The 20,425-nt window shown below is 41.6% G+C and carries 22 protein-coding genes; 1 reads left to right on the top strand and 21 read right to left on the bottom strand.

The genetic code is table 11. The features are described 5' to 3' along the window. Positions 1-56: 56 nt before the first annotated feature. From ccoS to H9L23_RS09325, 10 genes are all read right to left on the bottom strand, one after another. Positions 57-236, bottom strand: coding sequence for a cbb3-type cytochrome oxidase assembly protein CcoS (gene ccoS, locus H9L23_RS09370; protein ID WP_187594703.1), 180 nt, complete (start codon positions 234-236; stop codon positions 57-59). Continuing rightward, positions 233-2,617, bottom strand: coding sequence for a heavy metal translocating P-type ATPase (locus H9L23_RS09365; RefSeq protein ID WP_187594702.1), 2,385 nt, complete (start codon positions 2,615-2,617; stop codon positions 233-235). The genes ccoS and H9L23_RS09365 overlap by 4 nt, the downstream gene beginning before the upstream one ends. Positions 2,618-2,629: 12 nt before the next feature. Then, the gene (gene hemN, locus H9L23_RS09360) at positions 2,630-3,976 is read right to left on the bottom strand and encodes an oxygen-independent coproporphyrinogen III oxidase (RefSeq protein WP_187594701.1); all 1,347 of its coding nucleotides are present in this window, start codon (positions 3,974-3,976) and stop codon (positions 2,630-2,632) included. Further along, complete coding sequence (locus tag H9L23_RS09355) at positions 3,976-4,404, bottom strand: Rossmann-fold NAD(P)-binding domain-containing protein (protein ID WP_187594700.1); 429 nt, start codon at positions 4,402-4,404, stop codon at positions 3,976-3,978. The genes hemN and H9L23_RS09355 overlap by 1 nt, the downstream gene beginning before the upstream one ends. Before the next feature lie 327 nt (positions 4,405-4,731). Next, positions 4,732-5,763, bottom strand: a complete 1,032-nt coding sequence (locus H9L23_RS09350; protein ID WP_187594699.1) for a response regulator — start codon at positions 5,761-5,763, stop codon at positions 4,732-4,734. Between the two features lie 5 nt (positions 5,764-5,768). Beyond that, the gene (locus tag H9L23_RS09345) at positions 5,769-6,971 is read right to left on the bottom strand and encodes a PAS domain-containing sensor histidine kinase (protein ID WP_187594698.1); all 1,203 of its coding nucleotides are present in this window, start codon (positions 6,969-6,971) and stop codon (positions 5,769-5,771) included. A 55-nt stretch (positions 6,972-7,026) separates the two neighbouring features. Continuing rightward, complete coding sequence (locus H9L23_RS09340; protein WP_187594697.1) at positions 7,027-8,808, bottom strand: hypothetical protein; 1,782 nt, start codon at positions 8,806-8,808, stop codon at positions 7,027-7,029. A 176-nt stretch (positions 8,809-8,984) separates the two neighbouring features. Then, entirely contained in the window at positions 8,985-9,440 is a 456-nt protein-coding gene (locus H9L23_RS09335; RefSeq protein ID WP_187594696.1) for a pyridoxamine 5'-phosphate oxidase family protein, read from the bottom strand. A gap of 30 nt (positions 9,441-9,470) precedes the next feature. After that, positions 9,471-10,505 (bottom strand): alcohol dehydrogenase AdhP, encoded by a 1,035-nt coding sequence (gene adhP / locus H9L23_RS09330; protein ID WP_187594695.1) that lies wholly within the window; start codon positions 10,503-10,505, stop codon positions 9,471-9,473. Positions 10,506-10,546: 41 nt separating this feature from the next. Beyond that, entirely contained in the window at positions 10,547-11,422 is an 876-nt protein-coding gene (locus H9L23_RS09325; protein WP_187594694.1) for a universal stress protein, read from the bottom strand. 204 nt (positions 11,423-11,626) lie between these two features. Between H9L23_RS09325 and H9L23_RS09320 the strand changes: the two genes are divergently transcribed. After that, positions 11,627-11,992, top strand: a complete 366-nt coding sequence (locus H9L23_RS09320) for a helix-turn-helix domain-containing protein (RefSeq protein ID WP_187594693.1) — start codon at positions 11,627-11,629, stop codon at positions 11,990-11,992. 62 nt (positions 11,993-12,054) lie between these two features. Here the strand turns inward: H9L23_RS09320 and H9L23_RS09315 are convergent, their stop codons facing one another. The 11 genes from H9L23_RS09315 to H9L23_RS09270 form a co-directional block, all read right to left on the bottom strand. Continuing rightward, the gene (locus H9L23_RS09315) at positions 12,055-13,266 is read right to left on the bottom strand and encodes a DUF3570 domain-containing protein (protein ID WP_187594692.1); all 1,212 of its coding nucleotides are present in this window, start codon (positions 13,264-13,266) and stop codon (positions 12,055-12,057) included. 14 nt (positions 13,267-13,280) lie between these two features. Beyond that, positions 13,281-13,511: a DUF4266 domain-containing protein gene (locus tag H9L23_RS09310; RefSeq protein WP_187594691.1), complete on the bottom strand. Its 231-nt coding sequence runs from the start codon at positions 13,509-13,511 to the stop codon at positions 13,281-13,283. A gap of 2 nt (positions 13,512-13,513) precedes the next feature. Then, positions 13,514-14,446, bottom strand: a complete 933-nt coding sequence (locus H9L23_RS09305; protein ID WP_187594690.1) for an FAD:protein FMN transferase — start codon at positions 14,444-14,446, stop codon at positions 13,514-13,516. A 7-nt stretch (positions 14,447-14,453) separates the two neighbouring features. Continuing rightward, a complete protein-coding gene (locus tag H9L23_RS09300) occupies positions 14,454-14,882 on the bottom strand; it encodes a thioredoxin family protein (RefSeq protein WP_187594689.1) in 429 nt (142 codons plus the stop codon). Between the two features lie 6 nt (positions 14,883-14,888). Beyond that, positions 14,889-15,314, bottom strand: a complete 426-nt coding sequence (locus tag H9L23_RS09295; protein ID WP_187594688.1) for a QcrA and Rieske domain-containing protein — start codon at positions 15,312-15,314, stop codon at positions 14,889-14,891. Between the two features lie 291 nt (positions 15,315-15,605). After that, entirely contained in the window at positions 15,606-16,025 is a 420-nt protein-coding gene (locus tag H9L23_RS26580) for a cytochrome b/b6 domain-containing protein (protein ID WP_246474895.1), read from the bottom strand. Continuing rightward, positions 15,968-16,276, bottom strand: coding sequence for a hypothetical protein (locus H9L23_RS26575; protein WP_246474894.1), 309 nt, complete (start codon positions 16,274-16,276; stop codon positions 15,968-15,970). Before H9L23_RS26575 ends, H9L23_RS26580 begins: the two co-directional genes overlap by 58 nt. 8 nt (positions 16,277-16,284) lie before the next feature. Further along, positions 16,285-17,538: a sensor histidine kinase gene (locus tag H9L23_RS09285; protein WP_223191064.1), complete on the bottom strand. Its 1,254-nt coding sequence runs from the start codon at positions 17,536-17,538 to the stop codon at positions 16,285-16,287. Next, positions 17,535-18,212, bottom strand: a complete 678-nt coding sequence (locus tag H9L23_RS09280) for a response regulator transcription factor (RefSeq protein WP_187594687.1) — start codon at positions 18,210-18,212, stop codon at positions 17,535-17,537. The genes H9L23_RS09285 and H9L23_RS09280 overlap by 4 nt, the downstream gene beginning before the upstream one ends. Before the next feature lie 241 nt (positions 18,213-18,453). After that, positions 18,454-19,041 (bottom strand): YceI family protein, encoded by a 588-nt coding sequence (locus tag H9L23_RS09275; protein WP_187594686.1) that lies wholly within the window; start codon positions 19,039-19,041, stop codon positions 18,454-18,456. Between the two features lie 53 nt (positions 19,042-19,094). Continuing rightward, complete coding sequence (locus H9L23_RS09270; RefSeq protein ID WP_246474893.1) at positions 19,095-20,411, bottom strand: hypothetical protein; 1,317 nt, start codon at positions 20,409-20,411, stop codon at positions 19,095-19,097. Between the last annotated feature and the right edge of the window lie 14 nt (positions 20,412-20,425).

Here is a 20,425-nt window from a genome sequence, read left to right as displayed (position 1 = left end):
TGTATGTTTTGTGTACCAAAGGTATTCTGCGCGGCGCTGGTAAAGGATGACGGTGGTTAGCTGGAAAAGTGATCTTTTTCACTTTTTTCGGCAATATCCTCATCATCGAACAGTATACGGATGCCTGGCGTATGTACGTCATCGTTTTGGCCGGTTTTATAGGCCCAGAAGAATGCAGCCAGAAAAATGAGCGCCATTAAAACACTGCAGCCAACCAAAAAGTAAAGGATGTTCATATCAGTTTATTTTTACGGGCAAACCATCTGGTAGCCAGGGTAGTAAAGGAGATAATGGTTACGGTACTGATGGGCATCAGCACGGCCGCCACCAAAGGATAAAGTGTACCCTGCACGGCAAAATAAATACCTATGCAGTTATAGGCGATGGCAATAGCAAAGCTTATTTTAATGATTTTCAGTCCGTCTTTACCCAACTGGATAAAGTTTGGCAGCAGATTTAAGGCACTGCCTTTCAGAATGGCATCGCAACCCGGTGTAAAATTGTTGATGTTATCGGTTATCGCAATTCCAAAATTGCTTTGTTTAATGGCGCCGGCATCGTTTAATCCATCACCTAACATCATTACTTTATTTCCCTGATGTTGAAGTTGCAGGACAGCATCGAGCTTTTGATGCGGGCTCTGGCGAAACCTGATCGTTGTATTCTTCGTAAAGATGGTATCTAGCATCCACCGGTCATTATCGGTATCACCAGATAAAACCTGCAGTTTAAATTTGGAGAGTTTCGAAACGAGCTGTACCAGTCCGGGCCGCCATTGCTGTTTGATATCAAAACAACCTTTATAAGTATGGTCGATCACAATATGTACACCAGTTTCACCAACCGATTTAATGGTTATAGGCAACATAGACAAATGCCCGGCGTAGATAGTGTGATCATTGATCTGTGCGTATAATCCTTTGCCCAACAACTCTTTATAATCGTTAAGTGAATAAAAACTTTCAACATTTAAAGCCTTTAATATATGCCGGCTTAAGGGATGGATAGAGTTTCGCAGCAACGATGCCACAATAATTTTTTCTTCGCCTGTTAGAGATCCATTAAAACCAATTTCTGCATTTTCATTACTGGTTAGCGTACCTGTTTTATCAAAAATGAGGGTATCAGATTTGGCAAGTTCTTCAACGGCATCGGTATTTTTCACATAAAAACCTTTCTTATCAAAAACCGATAAAATTGCTGACAAGGTAAATGGCGTACTCAAAGCCAGTACACATGGACAGGCCACGATAATTACCGCTGTGAATGCAGACCATGCTTTATGGCTATCGTTTTGGAGCAACCAATATGTGGTAGCTGCAAATGCGATCAGAAAAACACCCAGGCTGAAATATTTGGCCACAGTATCGTTAAAATTCTGTTTTTCGGTATCCTTTTTATAATTATCCTTGTTCCATAAACCGGTTAAATAACTCTGCGAAACAGGTTTGATTACTTCAAGCTCAATGGCTTCGCTGGTTTGCCTGCCACCCGCATAAATAATTTCGCCCAAAACTTTATGTACAGGCGCTGATTCGCCGGTTACAAAACTCATGTCCATCCAGGCATCACCCTTCATCAAAATCGCATCTGCCGGAACCAGCTCTCCACTCCTGATCCACAACCGATCGCCTATTTTGATTTCGTTTATAGAAACAGGTTTTTCTTTGCCATTTTGCAGCGTAGTTACGGCTATTGGAAAATAAGAGCGGTAATCGCGATCGAAAGAAATGTGATGATAGGTACGCTGTTTAAGCCATTTGCCCATCAGGAGTAAAAACACCAATCCTGTTAGGGTATCGGCAAAACCTGGTCCTGTACTGAAAAGGATTTCGAAAGCTGTACGTAAGAAAAGTACCGCAATAATTAATGCTAATGGGGTATCCAGATTAATGTGTTTGTGCCTGATACTCGTGATTGCGGAGGTAAAATAATCGCGTCCACAATAAAAAGCGGCTGGAATGGAAAAAGCAAGATTTAGCCAGCCAAAAAGCGATTGAAACTGTTTCTCGAAGCCTGAAAGACCAAAATATTCAGGAAAACTAAAGAGCATAACATTGCCCATTAAAAACCCGGCTACAGCGATTTTCAGTACCAATGTTTTGTCTACCGAGCTGCTGTATGCTTTTACCACATCCTGCAGACTGATTAGCGGTTCGTAACCAATCTGGTTTAAAGTTTCTACCAGTTGCCTTAACGAGATTTCCTCGTGGTTGAAACTGATGGTCACTTGTTTTTTAAGGAAATCGATCCTTGAGCTAAATATAGCGGAATTGATTTTGTATAGGTGTTCTAACAACCAGATGCAGGAACTGCAGTGGATGGCGGGAATGTAAAAGGTAATGATGCTCGAGCTTTCGTGCTTGTAATCGAGCAGTTGATCGATAATTTTTGGTTCGTCGAGGTATGCTAAATGGCTATCATTTTTAAACCGCTGGCCCGGAGTATTGTTGTACACATAATAATTGCAAAGGTTGTTTTCTGATAAGATCTTGAAAACAGCCATACAACCTGCGCAGCAAAAATCTTTATCATCCAGCTGATATTTTACCTTGGGCAGATCTTCGCCACAGTGGTAGCAGACCGCCTGGGTAGCAGTTCTATTTTGATCTTCCATTGTAATCCTTTTTTAAATTGATGAACTGAATAATTGGGTTTTTGGCTGTTTAAGCCACAGTTTCTCATCGAAGGCCATACAGATATTCCGGAGAAATGATTTCCCTTTTGTGGTGATCCTGATTTCCTTTTCGTTTACCCATATCAGCTTATCGCGCAACAAGGGCAATAGCCTGCCATATACCCCTTCTGGGATTCCTTCATTGTAAAAAGTATTTTCCCTACACATGATGTTGAGGATATGTTTTCTCACTTCCAGATCTTCATCGCTAAGGAAATGTCCTTTTTCTACGGGCAGTATTCCCTGTTCTATCTGATCCAGATAAGCTTCAACCGTTTTTGGGTTCTGCGCAAAAGCTGTCCAGCTATCGCTGATCGAAGAAACGCCAAGCCCGATCAGTAAATGGGTATGTTGATTGGTGTAACCCATAAAATTGCGGTGAAGCTTCTGTTCCGTCAGCGCCTGGAACAAAGAATCACTTTTTAGTGCAAAATGATCCATACCAACGTCTTTATAACCGGCTTCTTCGAGTAATTGCCTGCCCAGCCGGTACAGGGCAAACTTTTCATCACCAATGGGAATATCTTTTTCATCATAATGCCTCTGCCCGGGCTTTAACCACGGCACATGCGCATAACTGTAAAAGGCAATACGATCTGGCTGCATCCTAATCACCTCATCTATGGTGTCTGTTAATCCAGCTACAGTTTGTCCCGGCAGGCCATAAATCAGGTCAAAATTAACAGAGGTATAACCGATTTCCCTTGCCGTTGCGGTAACTTCGGCTACCTGTTGGGGTGTTTGATGGCGGTTGATCAGGAACTGTACTTTAGGATCAAAATCCTGGATACCTAAGCTCAACCTTCTAAAACCGAGACGATACAGGGTAGTTAAGTGCATACTGGTGGTATTGGCAGGATGAGCCTCAAAAGAAAGCTCTGTTTCTGAGGTGAGGCTTGCATACTTCATAATGCCATTTAGGAGCAATTCGAGGTTTTCTGCGCTAAAAAAAGTAGGTGTTCCTCCGCCCAGGTGCAGTTCTTTTAGTTTGGGTTTCTCCCTCAAAGCATCTACATACATTTTCCATTCCGCCAGTACAGCGCTGATATAGGGTACCTCTACGTCATGGTTTTTGGTAATCCTGGTATTGCAGCCGCAGTAAGTGCACAGGCTTTCGCAAAATGGAAGGTGGATATATAAACTAATCCCTTCATCTTTATGGCTTGCATAGGTATTGGCTATACTTGCCAACCAGCCATTTGCGTTGAAATTTTCAATATCCCAGTAAGGTACGGTTGGATAACTGGTATACCTGGGGGTGGCTACATTGTATTTTTTAAGGAGTGCAGCAGTTTCCATTATTTAAGCGCTTTTATGGTAGAACATTCGTTTTGACAGCAGCATGCGCTGCCTACGCATTTACCTGCAGCCCACTGATCGAGGTTTTTGATTACCTGTTCCATCCGTTCTTTAGCACTTGAATCGCCGGATGCCAAAGGAACGTTTGCCACTTTAACGCCTGCAGAACCGGCAGCTTTTAAATCAAGATGGTTTGTTTGGAAGGATGAGGTTGCGATATATTTTATACCCAGGGCTTTTAGCCCCAGAATCATCGCCTCGCTTAGCTCATCATTATTAAAAACCAATAGGGCTTCCTTTCCCGTTGCAAATGAAAGCGTATCGGCTGTTAAACTGTTTGCAATTATGGTAATGTCGTGTTTTTTATAATTGGCCAGTACCAACCATTCCTTTTCATCGGGTTTGATGTTGTAAGCTATAGCTTTCATATACAGAGTTTATATATACAAAACTATGGCCCATGGCAGATGCAAGAGATGAGAATGCTTAGAGAAAAAAGTGATTTTAGTTACTTTTGGTGCTTTAGCGGTTGGAGTTGGGCGTTTGGCGTTTGCTCCTCGCTCGTCATTCCAACTCGATTGGGAACCACGCAGTGTTCATCGAAGATAATCGTATTGCCTTAGAAGATTCATTAAGATCCCCTGCCTACGCGAGGATGACGATGCAAGAAGAGAAGGCTGTCAAATATAAAACAGTTAGCAGTTTGCAATTTACAGTTAACCGATTTAAACAATTAACCTAACTAAATAACCATTTTACTGTTTAATATTCCTGAGTTTTTCGATCGAGAGGATATTGATGGCATTGCCTGTTTTATCGATCAGTTTTTCATCTTTAAAATCAGCAAGCATCCTGCTTACGGTTTCGCTGGCTGTACCTACCAATGCGGCAAGATCATCACGCGAAATCCGGATGGTACAACTGTCGGAAATACCATCGCCAAATTTTGATGCAACCTGCAGCAATGCTTCTGCCACACGCTTTCTTACCGAAGAATAGGCGAGCTGAAGCATCTGTTTCCCTTTATCCCGTATATTGCCCGACAACAAACCGATAAAAGTTTTTGAAACCATTTGGTGATTGAGCAGGTATTCCATAAAATCTACCTTTGGAATATGGATAATATCTGATTCAATTAATGTTGCCGCATTGTCTGTATAAACCTCGCCACTGCAGAGGCTTTCGTATCCAAAAAAATCACCATCCCGATAGAGATTAGATGAAAGTTCTCTACCATCTTTAAAACGTTTATAGGTTTTAACCTGACCCTTAACCACATAATAAAGATGGGTTGGTTCATCCCCTTCTATATAAATAATCTGTTTAATGGCTATTGGTTTAGATTTGCCCTTCTTACGAAGCTCTTCCATCACCGTTTCGCTATTGCCTGATGCCGGATTAAAACCTGCCGATTGCTGTTTTTTCTTAAACCTGCTTTCTATCGCCTTAAAAAGTTCGATATCATCAAATGGTTTGGTGAGGTAATCATCGGCCCCCATTTCCATACCGCGTCGCATATCTGCCCGTTCGGTTTTGGCGGTGATAAAAATAAAAGGAATATTGGCCGTTTTTTGGTTTTTATTTAACAGGTACAGTACACCATAACCATCCAGTTCAGGCATCATGATATCGCAGAGGATCACATCAGGCAAATGGTTTAAAGCCATTTCCACCCCCAGCTTACCATGTTTAGCGGTAAAAGTTTCATAACCGGCCAGATCAAGCACTTCGGCCGTACTTTCCCTGATGTCGTCATTGTCTTCGATAATCAAAACTTTCTTGTTCATGGGGCTTAGTTTATGAAATTACTTCCAAAGGAAAAGGTGAGCGTAAAAACTGTACCTGAATTTTGTTCGCTCTGGCAGCTTACCGTGCCATCCATCAGGCCAACATATCTTTTTACAATGTTGAGGCCTAAACCTGTTCCAGGAATATCGCCTGTATTGTGCGCCCTGAAAAATGGCTCGAAAAGATTACTTTGGTCGACCTGAGGAATGCCGATTCCGTTATCTTTCACCTCCAAAATGAGTTCATCATTTTTTAAGATTGAATTAAACTGGATCAATGTATCTTCGCCGGAATATTTTATTGAGTTGGAAATCAGGTTAATCACACAGTTTTTCAACAGATTAGGATCGAGGTAAACTTCGGCGGTTGTACCGGTATGTTCGTAAATAATGTGCTGGTTCTGTTTCGTCATCATCTGCATTTCTTCAGCTATTTCTTCGGCAAAACTGATGATGTTGAAAGATTGAGCGGATGCTTCTACTTTTCCTGCCTCGAGTTTTTCTAATGACAGGAAATCGTTTAAGATCGTAGTAAGGTTATTGATCGAATTTTTGATTTTTAAGGTATGCTTCTCTACACTGGCTACATCCTGTTTGCTGGTGTATTTATCGATTAAAGAGGCCGATAACTGTATGGAGCTTAACGGAGTCCTAAACTCGTGCGAAGCCATAGATACAAACCTGGTTTTGAGCTGGTTGAGTTCCTTTTCCTTTTGAAAAAGAGCCTGCATATTCTCTTTGGCCATCTCCAGTTCCGATACCAGTTTAACCAGATCGTGCGTACGTTCTTTGATCTTAACCTCTAATTTTTCGGTATAACTTCTGATTTGCTCTTCATTGGCCTTTTCTTTACTCAGATCGTGGATAAAACCCGTATAAATTTTCCGGTCGCTAAATTTAATTTCGCTTACACCCAGCCGAAACGGGAAAACCGAGCCGTCTTTGCGTTTGCCAGAAACTTCTCTCCCGGTTCCGATGATGTGTTTCTCGCCGGTGTGTTCATACCGGGATAGGTATCCGTCATGGCGGGAATGATCGGGTTCTGGCATTAAAACCGACACATTTTTACCCACCAGCTCTTCCCTGCCATAGCCAAAAAGCTCCAGCGCAGCCGGATTTAAATGTTCTATAATCCCCCTATCATCAATGGTAATAATCCCATCAATGGCATTTTCAATAATCGCATCCAAAAATTTCGACCTGTCCATTTCGCATCAAGTATATCTTGGTAAATATAGAAAAGTTATTCCCGATCTTTTTTTATTATCCAACGATCAACCTATCCAGTTTATCTTTCGAGTTTGCCAACTGTTCATAAATCCCCTTCAACTCCCATGATGCCTGATCAGTAACTTCGCTGAATAGTTTTTTGTAATAATTAATCCCCTCTGTCAACTGTGATTTGAACCCGTTTAACTGTTTTATTTTTTTATCGCTGAAGTTTTGCAACTGCTGTTTAATGTCTTCCTGCAGATAATCGATATAAAGATTAAGCTCTTTGATAAACAGATGTGGCCTTTCCACTTGAGCTAAAAGGTTATTTTTTCCATAAATATGGCCAACCATTTCATCAAATGAATAGACATCAGAAAAATAAGCAAGGTTTGGCCCCGGACAAATGGCTACCGCTGTACTTTCTTTTGGTTTGGTGATATTGTATTTTAAATAGGTGGAGGCACATAAGCCCTCGCAAAGGCAAATTTTTTCGGTTACCAGCTTAAACTGTTTTTGATATTCATCGGTAGGTAATCCTGCTGTTTTTAAGCTTTTGATCTTTATGTGCTGGTACTCGCGCGATGCCGTACAGATGGCCTGCTCGGTAAACTCTGTGTTATTACAAAGATATTTTTTGGTACATGGGCTCCCCGGACGGCCCTTTTCGATACGCTCGGTACGCTGGAGATCTATTGTACTGTTTTTAAAATTATTAAACCGGATACCCAGCGGGGAAGCGCCACTCAGATAAAAGTCAGTTTCTGTAGAACCAGCCAATTGCGCCAGTGTTCCGGCATCTACATTGGTTACCTCGGGCACCAACAGGAAAGGGCTCCCCCATCCCGTGGCATCGAGATTATAATACCGCAGGAGGAACTCATGTTCTGCCGCGGTACCGATACCGCCCTGAACACTGATCCGTTGTTTAGGCTGTTTTTGTGTTTGGATCCCCTTTTGTGCCAAAGCAGATTGGTACATGGTAAAAAGTTCCATACACATATCTTTTCTTTTGAGCTTAAATTCTTCTAAAATCGGCCCCAATAAATACCCTTCTGTAGCAAATGCATGACCGCCACAGTTCAGTCCAGATTCTATCCTGAACTCCGACACCCATAACCCTTTTTTTGCCAAAAATTTAGCCTGGATCAATGCCGACCTGAAGTCGCTGACCTTTAAAGTGATTTTCTTTTTAAGGTTCTCACTTGCATCTGGAAAAAAATCTTCAAAATTTTCTATATAGCTGTATAATTTAGGGTTCATACCGGCAGAGAGTATAACGGAGGCATTCAGTTTACTTTCGGCAAAACCACGTAAGGCCGATAAGGCATCTGTATTGAAATCGCCAGAGTATTCTTTATCTATAAAGTTCATTTTATCTACCTTGGCCATGATATTCACATCAATAGCCCCCATCCGCATCGCATTTTTCAAAAGCGATCCAAAGGTTTGTTTGGTTTCACCTTCAGGGTATTCCAACATCAGGTCGTAGCCATGTTTTAATTTAGAAGTATCAGGTAGTAAATCGAAATAGCGACAAATATCACTTCCGATTGTAAAATCCTGCAGCTTTAAGGCTTTAAAATCTTCGGTTATGGTTTCCTGCAAAAAGTTAAGGTAGGCGGTGATGCGTTGGCTCCGGCTGTTTGTTGCTTCTTTTGGAATCGCTACGAAAGGAACAGCGCGCTTCGCTGAGTGATAAGCGCGCATCCGCTCGATCAGTTCGTCATCAACAATAGAAAGCACGGAGGAAATGCCATACCTGGCAACTTTTAAAGGGGTATCGATAGAATAGCCTAAGCCCAATACGGGTATATGGAATGAATGTGGCATCGTATTTCGTTATATATGAGTATGACCTTTCGTAACGAAAGGCCAAATAATTTCGAAAGCAAAACTATTGCAATTGGCGTATCCCAGTGATGATGCCTGTCAACACAAAAAATGAGCTCCATCATTTTTCGAGGCAATGATGGCAGATTAGACTATTGAAATCACGATTAAATTTATCAATTACTGCTATCATTAACCTCAAACCTACCGGTTTTAAGGTGAAGGACAATTTTGAATACAATAATTTCCTCATCATAAGCATCGGTTTTTCCAGTGCCATGTGAGGGCTGCTCTGAAGGAGTATTGGTTAAAGGCATCATCCGGTGGATAATGCCCTGAAGTGCTCTTTGTTTTTCGCCGGCATCGGTAACTTCCTCAAATTTCCCCCAGCACACCACACTTTTCCAGTTATAGGTATCACGGATCTGGTCAGTCTGAAAGCAGACCTGGGGATTACTTTTCATCATCCTGATTTTCTGGCCCGGAGCAGAATGTGCGTAAACCATGCCGCTGCTGTACACATAATTAATGGGTACAATGTAACTCACACCATGGGCATGACAAGCCAAACGGCCTATATATTGTTCGCTAAGGAGTTTTTCTATCTCCTCTTCTTCTAGTTTTCCTAACATTTTCTTATGGTTAAATATTGCTAATAAACATTAATCGCCCGAAATATCCAGCACAATCCTGCCTTCGATCTCACCCTTTTTCATCTGTTCGAATACTTCGTTAATGTCTTCGAGTTTTGCCGGTTTAACCTGCGCCCTTACCTTTCCGTCTACGGCAAAGTCGATGGCTTCCTGCATATCTTTTCTGGTGCCCACTATAGAGCCCCTAATGGTGATCCGGTTCAGCACAGTATCGAATATCGGAAGGTCAAAACTACCTGGAGGTAAACCGTTTAGCGCTAAGGTGCCTTTTCTGCGTAATGCCGAAAGCCCCTGACTAAAAGCAACAGGTGTTACGGCAGTAACCAATACACCGTGCATGCCACCAGTCTGTTTTTTAAGAAACTCGCCAGGATCCTGCTCAAGCGCGTTCACTACAATGTCGGCACCGAGTTTTCTGGCCATTTCCAGTTTATCGTTTGATATGTCAATTGCAGCAACCTGAAAACCCATGGCTTTTGCATACTGAACACCAAGATGGCCAAGTCCGCCGATGCCCGATATGGCAACCCACTCTCCCGCTTTAACCTCGGTTTCTTTTAAGCCTTTATAAACGGTAACGCCGGCACAGATAATCGGTGCCATTTCTGCAAAATTTACATGCGAAGGAAAATGGGCAACATATCTCGAATCGGCAATTACATATTCTGCGAAACCTCCGTTAACACTATAGCCACCGTTTTGTTGTTCGTAGCATAATGTTTCCCAGCCTGTTAAACAGAATTCGCAACAGCCGCAGGCACTGTATAACCACGGCACACCAACTACCTCTCCTTCTTTAACACTTTTAACATCATAGCCCATGGCAGCTACCAGTCCGATAGCTTCGTGACCAGGTACCAGGGGCATTTTTGATTTTACGGGCCAGTCGCCATTGCAGGCATGTAAATCGGTATGGCATACGCCACATGAAATTACTTTTACCAGAATCTCATATTGATTGAGTGGTCTTACCGGAAGTTCTTCTATGGCCAGTGGTCCTCCATATTCATGGATAACTGCGGCTTTCATTATTTTAGGATACATCTCTTTTTGTTTAGGAATTGATTTTGTTCATTTACTGGCCACTACATCGGAATCTTGTGTTCTGGCGGTAAAGCCAAAAGGGGGATCTGAATGTGATCAGACATGTTCAGCGTATGGCTGCCGTTGAGCAAGCGATAAAAAAAGCTATGTTTCCGGTGCACCATTGCCAGGATATCAATTTGCCCGTTTTTTACGATCCAGTTCAAACCTTCCTTAATCCCTTCACTGTTTACATGCCGATGGTAGATATGCCTGTAGTTAACCCTGTCGGCAACCCGGTTTAAAAAATCTTCTGTTTTTTGTCTGGAATCAGCAGAGTCTGATCTTGAATTTTCGGTATGCATAATGAGAATGTCGGCACTAAAGGGTTTTGCGAATTCGGCAAGCGCACATAAAACGGGGATATCGCTATGACTAAAATCTGTGGCAAAAGCGATTTTTTTAGGTTTCTTAAACCTATATCCCGCAGGTATAAGCAAAACAGGTATTTCCTCCTCTATAATTTTCCTGGCAACACTGCCCATAAGTGTTTTGGTTAACTTATCTGCACGGTTTAGTCCGGCCACAACGAGGTTCATTTTACATTCAGTAAAATACTTGCTAACCTCCTGTTCAACCTCGCCACCAACCGATCGCCCAAACACTTCTGCTTTAAAACCAAGTTCATGATGGGCCTTTTTATATTTTTCCTCAACCCTTTCCACCAGCTTCTCCAGTGCTTTTTTAGCATCATCCTCGATAAGATTATATTCTTCAAGCGGCCATACCAGAGAGGCCGCAGCCGGAGAAAACTCCGGAACCTGAAAAACATTTAGCAGCTCTACCCTGGCACCAATACCGTGGGCCAGATCAGTTGCATAATCGGCTGCGTTCTCTGCTGTTGCAGAGAAATCAACAGGTACCAGGATCTTTTTCATATTAAGCTCTTTTTTGTTGTATATAAAGTTTGGAAAAACCCGAGGTTTAAAATATGAGCCACATCAGTTATTAAAATGATCGTTACCCAATGCATGATGAGTATGACAAAGGGATATTTAGACTAATTATCATTACCACAAAAAAGGCCAGATTCATTATCCTTTCCGTAATTTCAGTCTTTTAAAATTATTCCCTTATAGAAAATGAGTGTTCATATAGGCTTAATGATCTGGAAAGAAATGAAGCAGAAAGATATCTCTGTTTCAGACATTGCTGCTGCGCTTGAGATTAGCAAAACAAAAGCACAGGAAATGCTGAATAGCGCAACCATCGATATCCTTACACTAGTGCGCGTCAGCGAAATCCTGAACTATAATTTTTTCAGCTACTACGAAAGTGGAAAAGTGTTCTCGAAGATCGAGTTGCAAGAGAAACATAAGCTCACGGCAGAAGTAGACCGCTTGAAGGCCTTGCTCAATGAGAAGAACAAAGCACTGGAACTTCAGGAAAGGTTAAATAAGATTCAGCTCAGTACGATTTCGCTGTTGGAGAAAGGACAGTTTAGATAAACCAGCCTGATCAATTATTGATCATCACCGATTTATCTAAATGTCAATCCTATTAAACAATCTTATTTAAACTTGAGGTTTAACGATACAATGTTCGAAACCAGACTTGTTGAGCGGGAATAGTGGCCGTATCTTAATTCGAGCATGTTCAACCTTTGCCAGCCAAAAACACCTTTTGGTGGAGCAAACCTGATGCCTGCGCCATAAAAATCACTGCTAAGGGTTGATAGGTCGTAATCGCTGGTAAAATATTGTTCCGAAGCCTGATGCTGTCCATAGGGCGCAAAATATTTGGTTCCCACCTGGTTATTGTAACGGTAGAAAGGACTGATTGAAAAGAACGGATTGATCTTTACGGGAATTTCGAGTTCTGCCGTATGTGCCCTTATCCCCCAGTTATCCATATAATACCGGTAAAATGTACGGATTACAAAACGGTCGTCCAAAAAGTAATTCATCCGCAAACCTATTGGTAGTTTATAACGCTTATCAGGCAAAGTTTCTGAGCGCATCGAACCATCTGTAAAATAATCACGCTGGTATTTGGTGGCCAACAAACCTTTTTGATAGGACGGTTCCAAAATCAGGGAAGCCTGAAATTTTTGGTTAATTACCTGCGAGAGGGAGAACGACGCACTAAAGGAATTTCTCGGGGCGGTATCGTATTGCTCACCTCCCCTTCCGGTATTGCCCGTCCGAAGTTCTATTGGCAGGATCACCGTCCATTGATCCAGGAAGGCCTGAAGTTTGAAATCAAACTGCGTATTTTTATCTTTTGATAAACGTGTAAGGTTAAAAGCAGCACCCATCGACTGATAATCGAACTCCGTTGAATAAGATCCTGTAAAACCAAAGGAGTTCCCTGTTTCTTCATTTGAATGGGTCCAGTTTAACGATGGATAAATACGGGTATCAGCAGAAGATGCCGAAGAAATGGTGCTCGGATCGATTTTATCAGAAGAGGCCGAAGTATAATGATCTACACCAAGCTCAAAAATGAAAGTGTTTTTTTTACCTCTTTTATTAAACTTAGACATCTGCAGATCGATGGTATTGGCAAAATCACTCAGTTTTTCGGTGCCGATACCACCTGTTACCGCAGAGTTGTTACCATCTTGATGATAATAGGCAGAAACGAGATTAATCTCGTCTATTTTTAACTTGCGCGACTGGTATTTACTGCTGTCTACCTTTGCGGGTTCGGGTCTGGTTTGTGCATAGGTGCTCAATATACCGAAGTACATGAAAAGCACATGAAGATATATTTTTCTCATTTTCTTATAGCCCGTTAATTACATCCGCAACCACCACCGCTTTTGCCCCCGTTTGCACCTGAAGCACCTTCCCGGTAAAGCTGAAAACTCTGTTCAAATTTCTGGGCCTTTCGGGCCGAAAGGATCATATCGGCATCATTGAGTTTACTTTTTTGATAAGGTTTCACACTACTACAGGCGCTCAGCATACCAATGATCGAAAATGCCGAGATAGACAGGAAGAAAAATGTTCTTGAACTTTTCATATTTATATTACATTAATATTGTTTGAGGTAAAAACCCTGTCATTATCATCAATAACAATACAGGCCACTTGTTTAATCTGGTTAATCAGCTCGAGGCCAACCTTTACACCCATCACTACAACCGGTGTTGCCAGTGCATCAGCCAGCTCGGCACTGGGGCAGATGATACTCACACTCTTCACGCCGCTTACCGGAAGTCCGGTCTTAGGGTCTATTGTATGCGAATAGCGCTTGCCATTTATCGTCACATATTTTTCATAACTGCCCGAAGTGGCAATGGCCATATCACTGATCTTCAGTGCAGAAAATGGTCTGTCGGTTTGTTCAGGATCTGCAATACCTACTGTCCAGGGACCACCATTAGCCTGGGTTCCCCAGGTAACCAGGTCGCCAGCTGCATTCACAATTCCACTTTTAATGCCTAGCTTTTGCAGCACAATCTTCGCCTTATCAGCCGCGTATCCTTTCCCAATTCCGCCAAAACCAATACGCATGCCCCTATTTTTCAGAAATACAGTTGATTTATCCTTATTCAGAATCACATTCCGGTAATCGATCAGCCCAACAGAAGCCATTGCGGTTTCTTCATCAGGCAGGCTGGTCATATTGGGATCAAAGTTCCAGAGCCGCTTATCTATAGATCCATAACTGATGTCGAATGCACCATCGGTAATTTCTGATATCCTGATGGAGCGTTCGATAAGACTGATCACTTCATCATCTACTTTTACAGGCTTTAGGCCCGCGTTTTCATTGATCAGACTGGTCTGACTAAGGTTGCTGAAAGTAGTCAGCAGATATTCTATTCTTCTCACTTCAGCAATAGCAGCATCAACTGCAGCATTGCCCGCCTGCTCGTTTTCAGCGATCACCGTAAACTCAAAGCGGTTGCCCATGAGCTTTAGTACCCGGTTTACAGAAACAGGTTTAGCCATTTTTAGCTTATTTTTTTAGTTTATCAATTTCGGATACAAAAGCCTGTGGCGTTTCATCTGGAAAGCCATCCCAGGTTTTGAGCACCTTTCCATTTTCGTCTACCAGAACGGTATAGGGAAACTTCCCATCTTTATTATAGGCTTCTGCCAATGATTCGTTGAGCTTGATCTGCTCTTTGGGAAGCTGGTTCTTCTTCTGCCTTGGAAAATCTGCCCTAACAAGCAACAGATTGGCAGCTGCATATTGTTCAAATGTTTCAGATTCCAAAATCTCTTTACGCAGGCGGATACATGGGCCACACCAATCGGAACCCGAAAAATTGATCAAAATCTGTTTTTGCGTAGCTTTAGCTTCCTTCTGCGCTTCAGAAAAATTCCCCATCCATAATGCAGGAAGAGCAAACAACCCAAAAAGGGCAACTAATAGTAGTTTCATAATCGGTTAAGAATAAACTTTTAAAGAAGTACCCGTAAGCTGGGTATTGTAAACGGTTAATGCACGTGATGCCGGACCATTTGTAACAGTACCGCCTTCAGAGAAGGTTGCACCATGGTTTGGGCAGTAAAAGCGGCTATTTACCGCCTGATAAGTTAGCGTGTAGCTTTCGTGTGTACATGAACGTTGCACAGCAATATAAGCCCCGGCTTGGGTCTTTGCTACAATGACCCCGTTCGACACCAAAGACCCGCCATTGTTTAGCAGTACGGCATTGGCAGCCTGGCTTAAATCGAGCGTAAAATTCACCCCTGTAGGACCTGATGTATCTGAAGAGCTATTGCCATCAGTTTTCTTACAACCTAGGCAATTAATCAGGGCAAAAGCCGCGGCACTCATCCCGATACTGTTAAGGAAATCTTTTCTGTCCATACTCTTTTTATAGTTAAAATGAGCAATTCAATAAAATATTCAGCCAATGTGCCGATAGATAACCATTTGGTATCGATGAGCAAGCCTGAAAAATATTTGTAAAATTCTATCTATAAAAAAGCATTAGGGCTCCGTGTTCTTTAGTTATCTAATTATCCGGAAATTTGGATACGAGATTGACTTCTTGTAACAAAACTATTGACAAAATCTGAAGACATTCTGAAGTTACATCAATAAATCTGTTAAATATTTGTTAATAATGGCTTCAAATCAATTGGAAACAACTCATTTTTATTTATCATCCCCTCCGTTGATCATATCCGAAACAATTCCTTTTCCTTCCTGTCGCTCGGCCAGGAACACCCCTGCCAGGTGAAGAATAATAAAGCCCAGTATGAGGTACATACAAAAGCCGTGGAATTCCTTTATGCTGTGGTTGAGGTTTTCAGGGATGTTCGTATAATCTTCAAAAGCCAATAGCAAACCAGTAACAACCATCGTTAACAGCAACAGATAAAAGATGAGATATAAGCCCTTTACCACCAGTTCGTGCTTCGCCATTTCCCTTTCCTTTTTCAAGATAAAATAAGCGCGGTAAGCTTTTTTGAGTTTGGGCAATAGTTTTTGTTCAGCAGGCAGGAAGAATTCGGCGATTAGCCTGAAAAGAAAAAGTGCAGCAAGGGCATAACCGAAATAAATGTGTATCCCCATACCTGATCTTCAAGGCCATGGGCTACCGCAGCTGCCTGCTTATCGTTTACAGTGGCACCTGCATTCACCAATTCTCCTTTTACAAAACTACGCTGTGCACGGTCGAAAAGTGTGGAGTTAATGAGCACGGTAAGGAGTGATCCTGCAATCACAATGAAATTTATCCAATGCCAGAAACGTGTAGTTGAGGCATATTTTTTTCCTTTTTTGATCTCTCCGATTTCCTGATTGAAAGGTGCGATAATGGCCATAAAAAAAATTAATGATTAAATACAATCGTAAATGTGTGCAGGTCCTGACGATAGAAATAATCAAGCAGATACTGCTGTCGGTTGCAGATCTGTTTGAGAATGGCAAGCCCCAAACCTGTACCTTCAGAGGCATGGTCCTTATAAAACCGATCGAATATTTTATCAGGATCGAGTGCCGGATTATGGCCAGTGTTGGCAAATACAATTTTTTCGGCATCAAGGCTGATCTCAATTTTCCCTCCATCGTAGTTGTGCCTGATGACATTGCTAAATAAGTTGTTGATCAATATTTCCAGCAGTTGCCGGCTTGCAGATGTGGTTATTTCTGCTAACACCATATCGAGCGTTATATGCCGTTCAGAGATAAGCTCCTGAAAATAAACAGCCTTTTCTTCTATCAGTAATTTCAGGCTAATCTGTTCGTTATCCTGGAGTAAATTGTTGTCAATTTTAACCAGAAGCAAAAGCGATTGATTAAGCTTGGTCAAACGTGAAGTAGCCTTATATAGTTCAACCAGGGTTTCGCCATCTTCTTTGCCCAGAACATTTGATTGGAGCATATTATCAAGTTTCGAATTGATTACGGCTAACGGCGTCATCATCTCGTGCGATGCATTTTCGGTAAATAGCTTGATTTCATTATAATCAGATTTTACTTTTCCCGAAAGTTCCACCAATACGCTGTTAAGCTGCCTGAATTCTTCAACAGGCATATCAACTGGTTCATAAGGCTGGTCATGGTTGATATTAAATGCAGTAATATTCTTCAAAAGTTGCTCAAAAGGTGTCCAGATCTTTTTGAGCAAAATCCGGTTAACCATAAGAACCAGCGCAAAAAGTAACATAACAGGTATCAGGATAATCAAACAGATATTCCTGATCTGTTCCTGCCGTTCAAATTTCGATGCGATGACCAAAATCTGGTAAGGTTGCTCATTAAGTTCCAGTTCTGTTTTAAGATATCTTGCGCTCTCCGTACGGTGCTTTACCGGATTGTAAAATACCGTATCTGCGTAACTGCTGGAAGGATAAGCTTTAGCTATTTTTTTATACTGAACAATCAGGTCCTCAAATTCGTGCGGCTGATAAAAGTTTCCCTTTTCAGAATATTCTTTTACTTCCATAATCTCCTCTACCAGGTCGTGGTCGATCTGTTGATCAAGATAGTAAGCGAGCATCTGGTAAAAAAGAAAGCCGATGAGCAGCAGCCCGAAAAGACTGATGATCATCAGGATCCGGTTATATCGTGTAAAGAGCTTCATGAGCTTATAAATTTATATCCAACTCCATACACTGATTGAAAATAATCTTTGCTTCCTCCATCAATCAGCTTTTTTCTAATGTTCTTGATGTGGGTGTAGATAAAATCAAAGCTATCTGCCATATCAGAATCATCGCCCCAGATATGCTCTACAGCGGCAGATTTCGAGATCACCTTACCTTTATTGGAAACAAAATAAAGCAACAGATCGAATTCTTTTTTTGTCATGTATACCACTTTGCCGTTCACAAGCACCTCCTTAGCATCAAGATCAATCCTGATCTCATTAAATTCGATATGACGGTCGCCCTGCGCACTCTTTCTGCGCACCACTGCAAGGATTCGGGCATTAAGCTCAGAGAGGTGAAAGGGTTTGATCAGATAATCATCCGCGCCAAGGCTCAAGCCTTCTATTTTTTGATCAATGGAATTTCTTGCCGAAATAATAATCACGCCTTCAGCCCTGTTCACCCTTTTTAGGTAATTCAGTATCTGAAGTCCTTCTCCGTCGGGAAGGGTTAGGTCCAGTAATACACAATCGTACTCATACATGTCAAGCCGTTCAAGTGCCTGGGCATAGTTTAAAGCCACACTGCAGAGATTACCCTCAGCCATAAGGTATTGGGCTATGCTGCGCTGCAGGCCGGGCTCGTCTTCAATAATGAGGATCTTCATGATTGGCAAATATGTTATAAGATACTGAAGACATTTTGAAGTTTGAAAAAAACATCAAAAACAGCATGTATCTCCCGACAAATCTAAATGGTATTTCCTTTAGTCGATGCAATGGATTATTCGGGGTGTAAGTACTTGTAGGGTATGCCAACCTGATTTGTTGACACAAAGATTTACGAGAATCGATCTTTGATAAAGACATAAAATACTTTATAATCAATACCCGGTATATCAACCTAAATTAGCCTACCTTTTCCATTTTCAAGAAAAAAACCACCACAAGCTGGTTTTTTGCCTGAATGAGCCTGCCCACTTTTTTTGGAGGGATCAGATTAAAATCTGAAAAATTGATTGCCTGTTGTCCAGTCAGCTCCATTAAGCCCTGTTTAACATTTACCTCATAACAGATTTCAAATCTCTTTAATATCCCTGAAAGGGTAATCTCGACATCACCTTTGACAAAATTACGCTGACCTACCGAAGGGATTTCTTTTAAAGAAAGGAATTTGATCTTAAGGGTTGGAAATTTACTCTGCTGAAGGGTGTTCAATAACTGTTTAGTCATCATTGTATTGCTACAATCAAAATCCTTTACCTCAAGGTTTAAAGTTCCGGAAAGCATTATATGATCTGTTTTATCCTTCGAAATCAGAATCGTATCGCTTTTTGGGTAACGCACGATTGCACAGGAAAACCTGTTAATATTAGTCCTTCCATTAACAGTCAACATACTGTTTCCACTCACTACCCATCGGGAAGTACTTTTGGTTTTATCAGCTGGCAACATGCTGGTTAGCAAAAAAATCAGGGCTGTGATCAGCGTTTTCATTTTATTTTTTTTTAAAGGCAGGAACAGATTGCTCCTGCCTAGAGGTTTATAGGCTAAAAGCCCACAATAGCCTGGATCACATAACCTTTGAATTTTCCACCGCTACGAAAATCTGTGAGTGGAAAATTTTTATACTTCTGGCTTACGTACTCGCCTTTTAACAATATATTTTTGGTCATAAACCAGCCTGCGGCAAAAGCAATACGGTCTATTTTTACATCACCGCTGTAAACGATTGCAGGAGTTGTTCCTGCCGCCGCAACATCTGCCATTGCAGCCCTAACCACATTATATTTTGCACCGATAAAGAAATTCTCTGTCTTGCCAAACCTATACACGGCATCTATGGCCATCTGCTCCGCTCCCCTGCTATCAGTCTCAGTTTTTGATCTGCCTTTCGCGTTTTCATAAGTTGCAAAAAGTTCCAGTCCCTGTAATTTTATAAATCCGTTTAGCTGAAAGGCATTTACTTTTTTGGTAAAACCAGGATTAAAACGGCCTGAAAAAGCATTGGTGGTACTAACAGCACCGACTTTTTCCAATACCATAAAATAATTTGAACCCGTACGGTCGCCACCATATAGCGTCTGTCCACCCGAACTATTATTGCTGTAATAAGAAGCGGCCAAACGTACCCTCAAATCGCTGTTCAACTGTTTATCGAAACCACCCTTTATATAAACGGCTGGCGATTTATGCACGTTTGCATCCTGCGGGGTTGCGATCAGACTGTCGATGTTACCTTTGATCATCCCATTGGAAACGCCGATTAAACCAAACAGCGAATTTTTTCTCACTAAAAATTCTCCGCCTATCTCAGTGGTAAAGCCATCCATGATGTAATTTTCAATAAAAGGATTATAGATTGTTTGCCCTCCATCAGACCTACGAAAATGCTGATCGCCGTAATTGATTTCCATGTGTCCGATTTTGATAGTGGTTACCGACATGATATCATCCCAAATTTTACCCTTAAATGGCAACTTGTCAAACTGGATATATCCGCCTTTTACCCAGGTTTCGTTGTGGTGACGAGAAGAAAGATAGCTTGTGAGGTTAAGCCTGATCCCATCAGCGAGCTGTACGTCCATAAAAAGATTGGCATTTGCGGTATTGAAACCTGGCGTAATTTTATAGAGTCCACCCGATAGGTTTTCATGCTTCAGCCCCTGGAATGACTGGGTAAAGCCTGCACCAAACTGAACCTTTATTTTATTGAATACGGCATTGCTATCTTTGGGTGCCTCAAACACATTAATACCGGATTTGTCATAAGGCCTCAGATTAGCAACCTGTGCATGCACCTTAATTCCATATAAACTTGCGAGTGCTACGATAAGTACTGAAACCAGGGTAAATTTATTTTTCATGATCTTCTGTTTAA

Origin of the sequence: Pedobacter roseus (assembly GCF_014395225.1) — a bacterium.
Classification (GTDB): Bacteria; Bacteroidota; Bacteroidia; order Sphingobacteriales; family Sphingobacteriaceae; genus Pedobacter; species Pedobacter roseus.
This window is presented reverse-complemented; position numbering and strand designations above follow the sequence as displayed.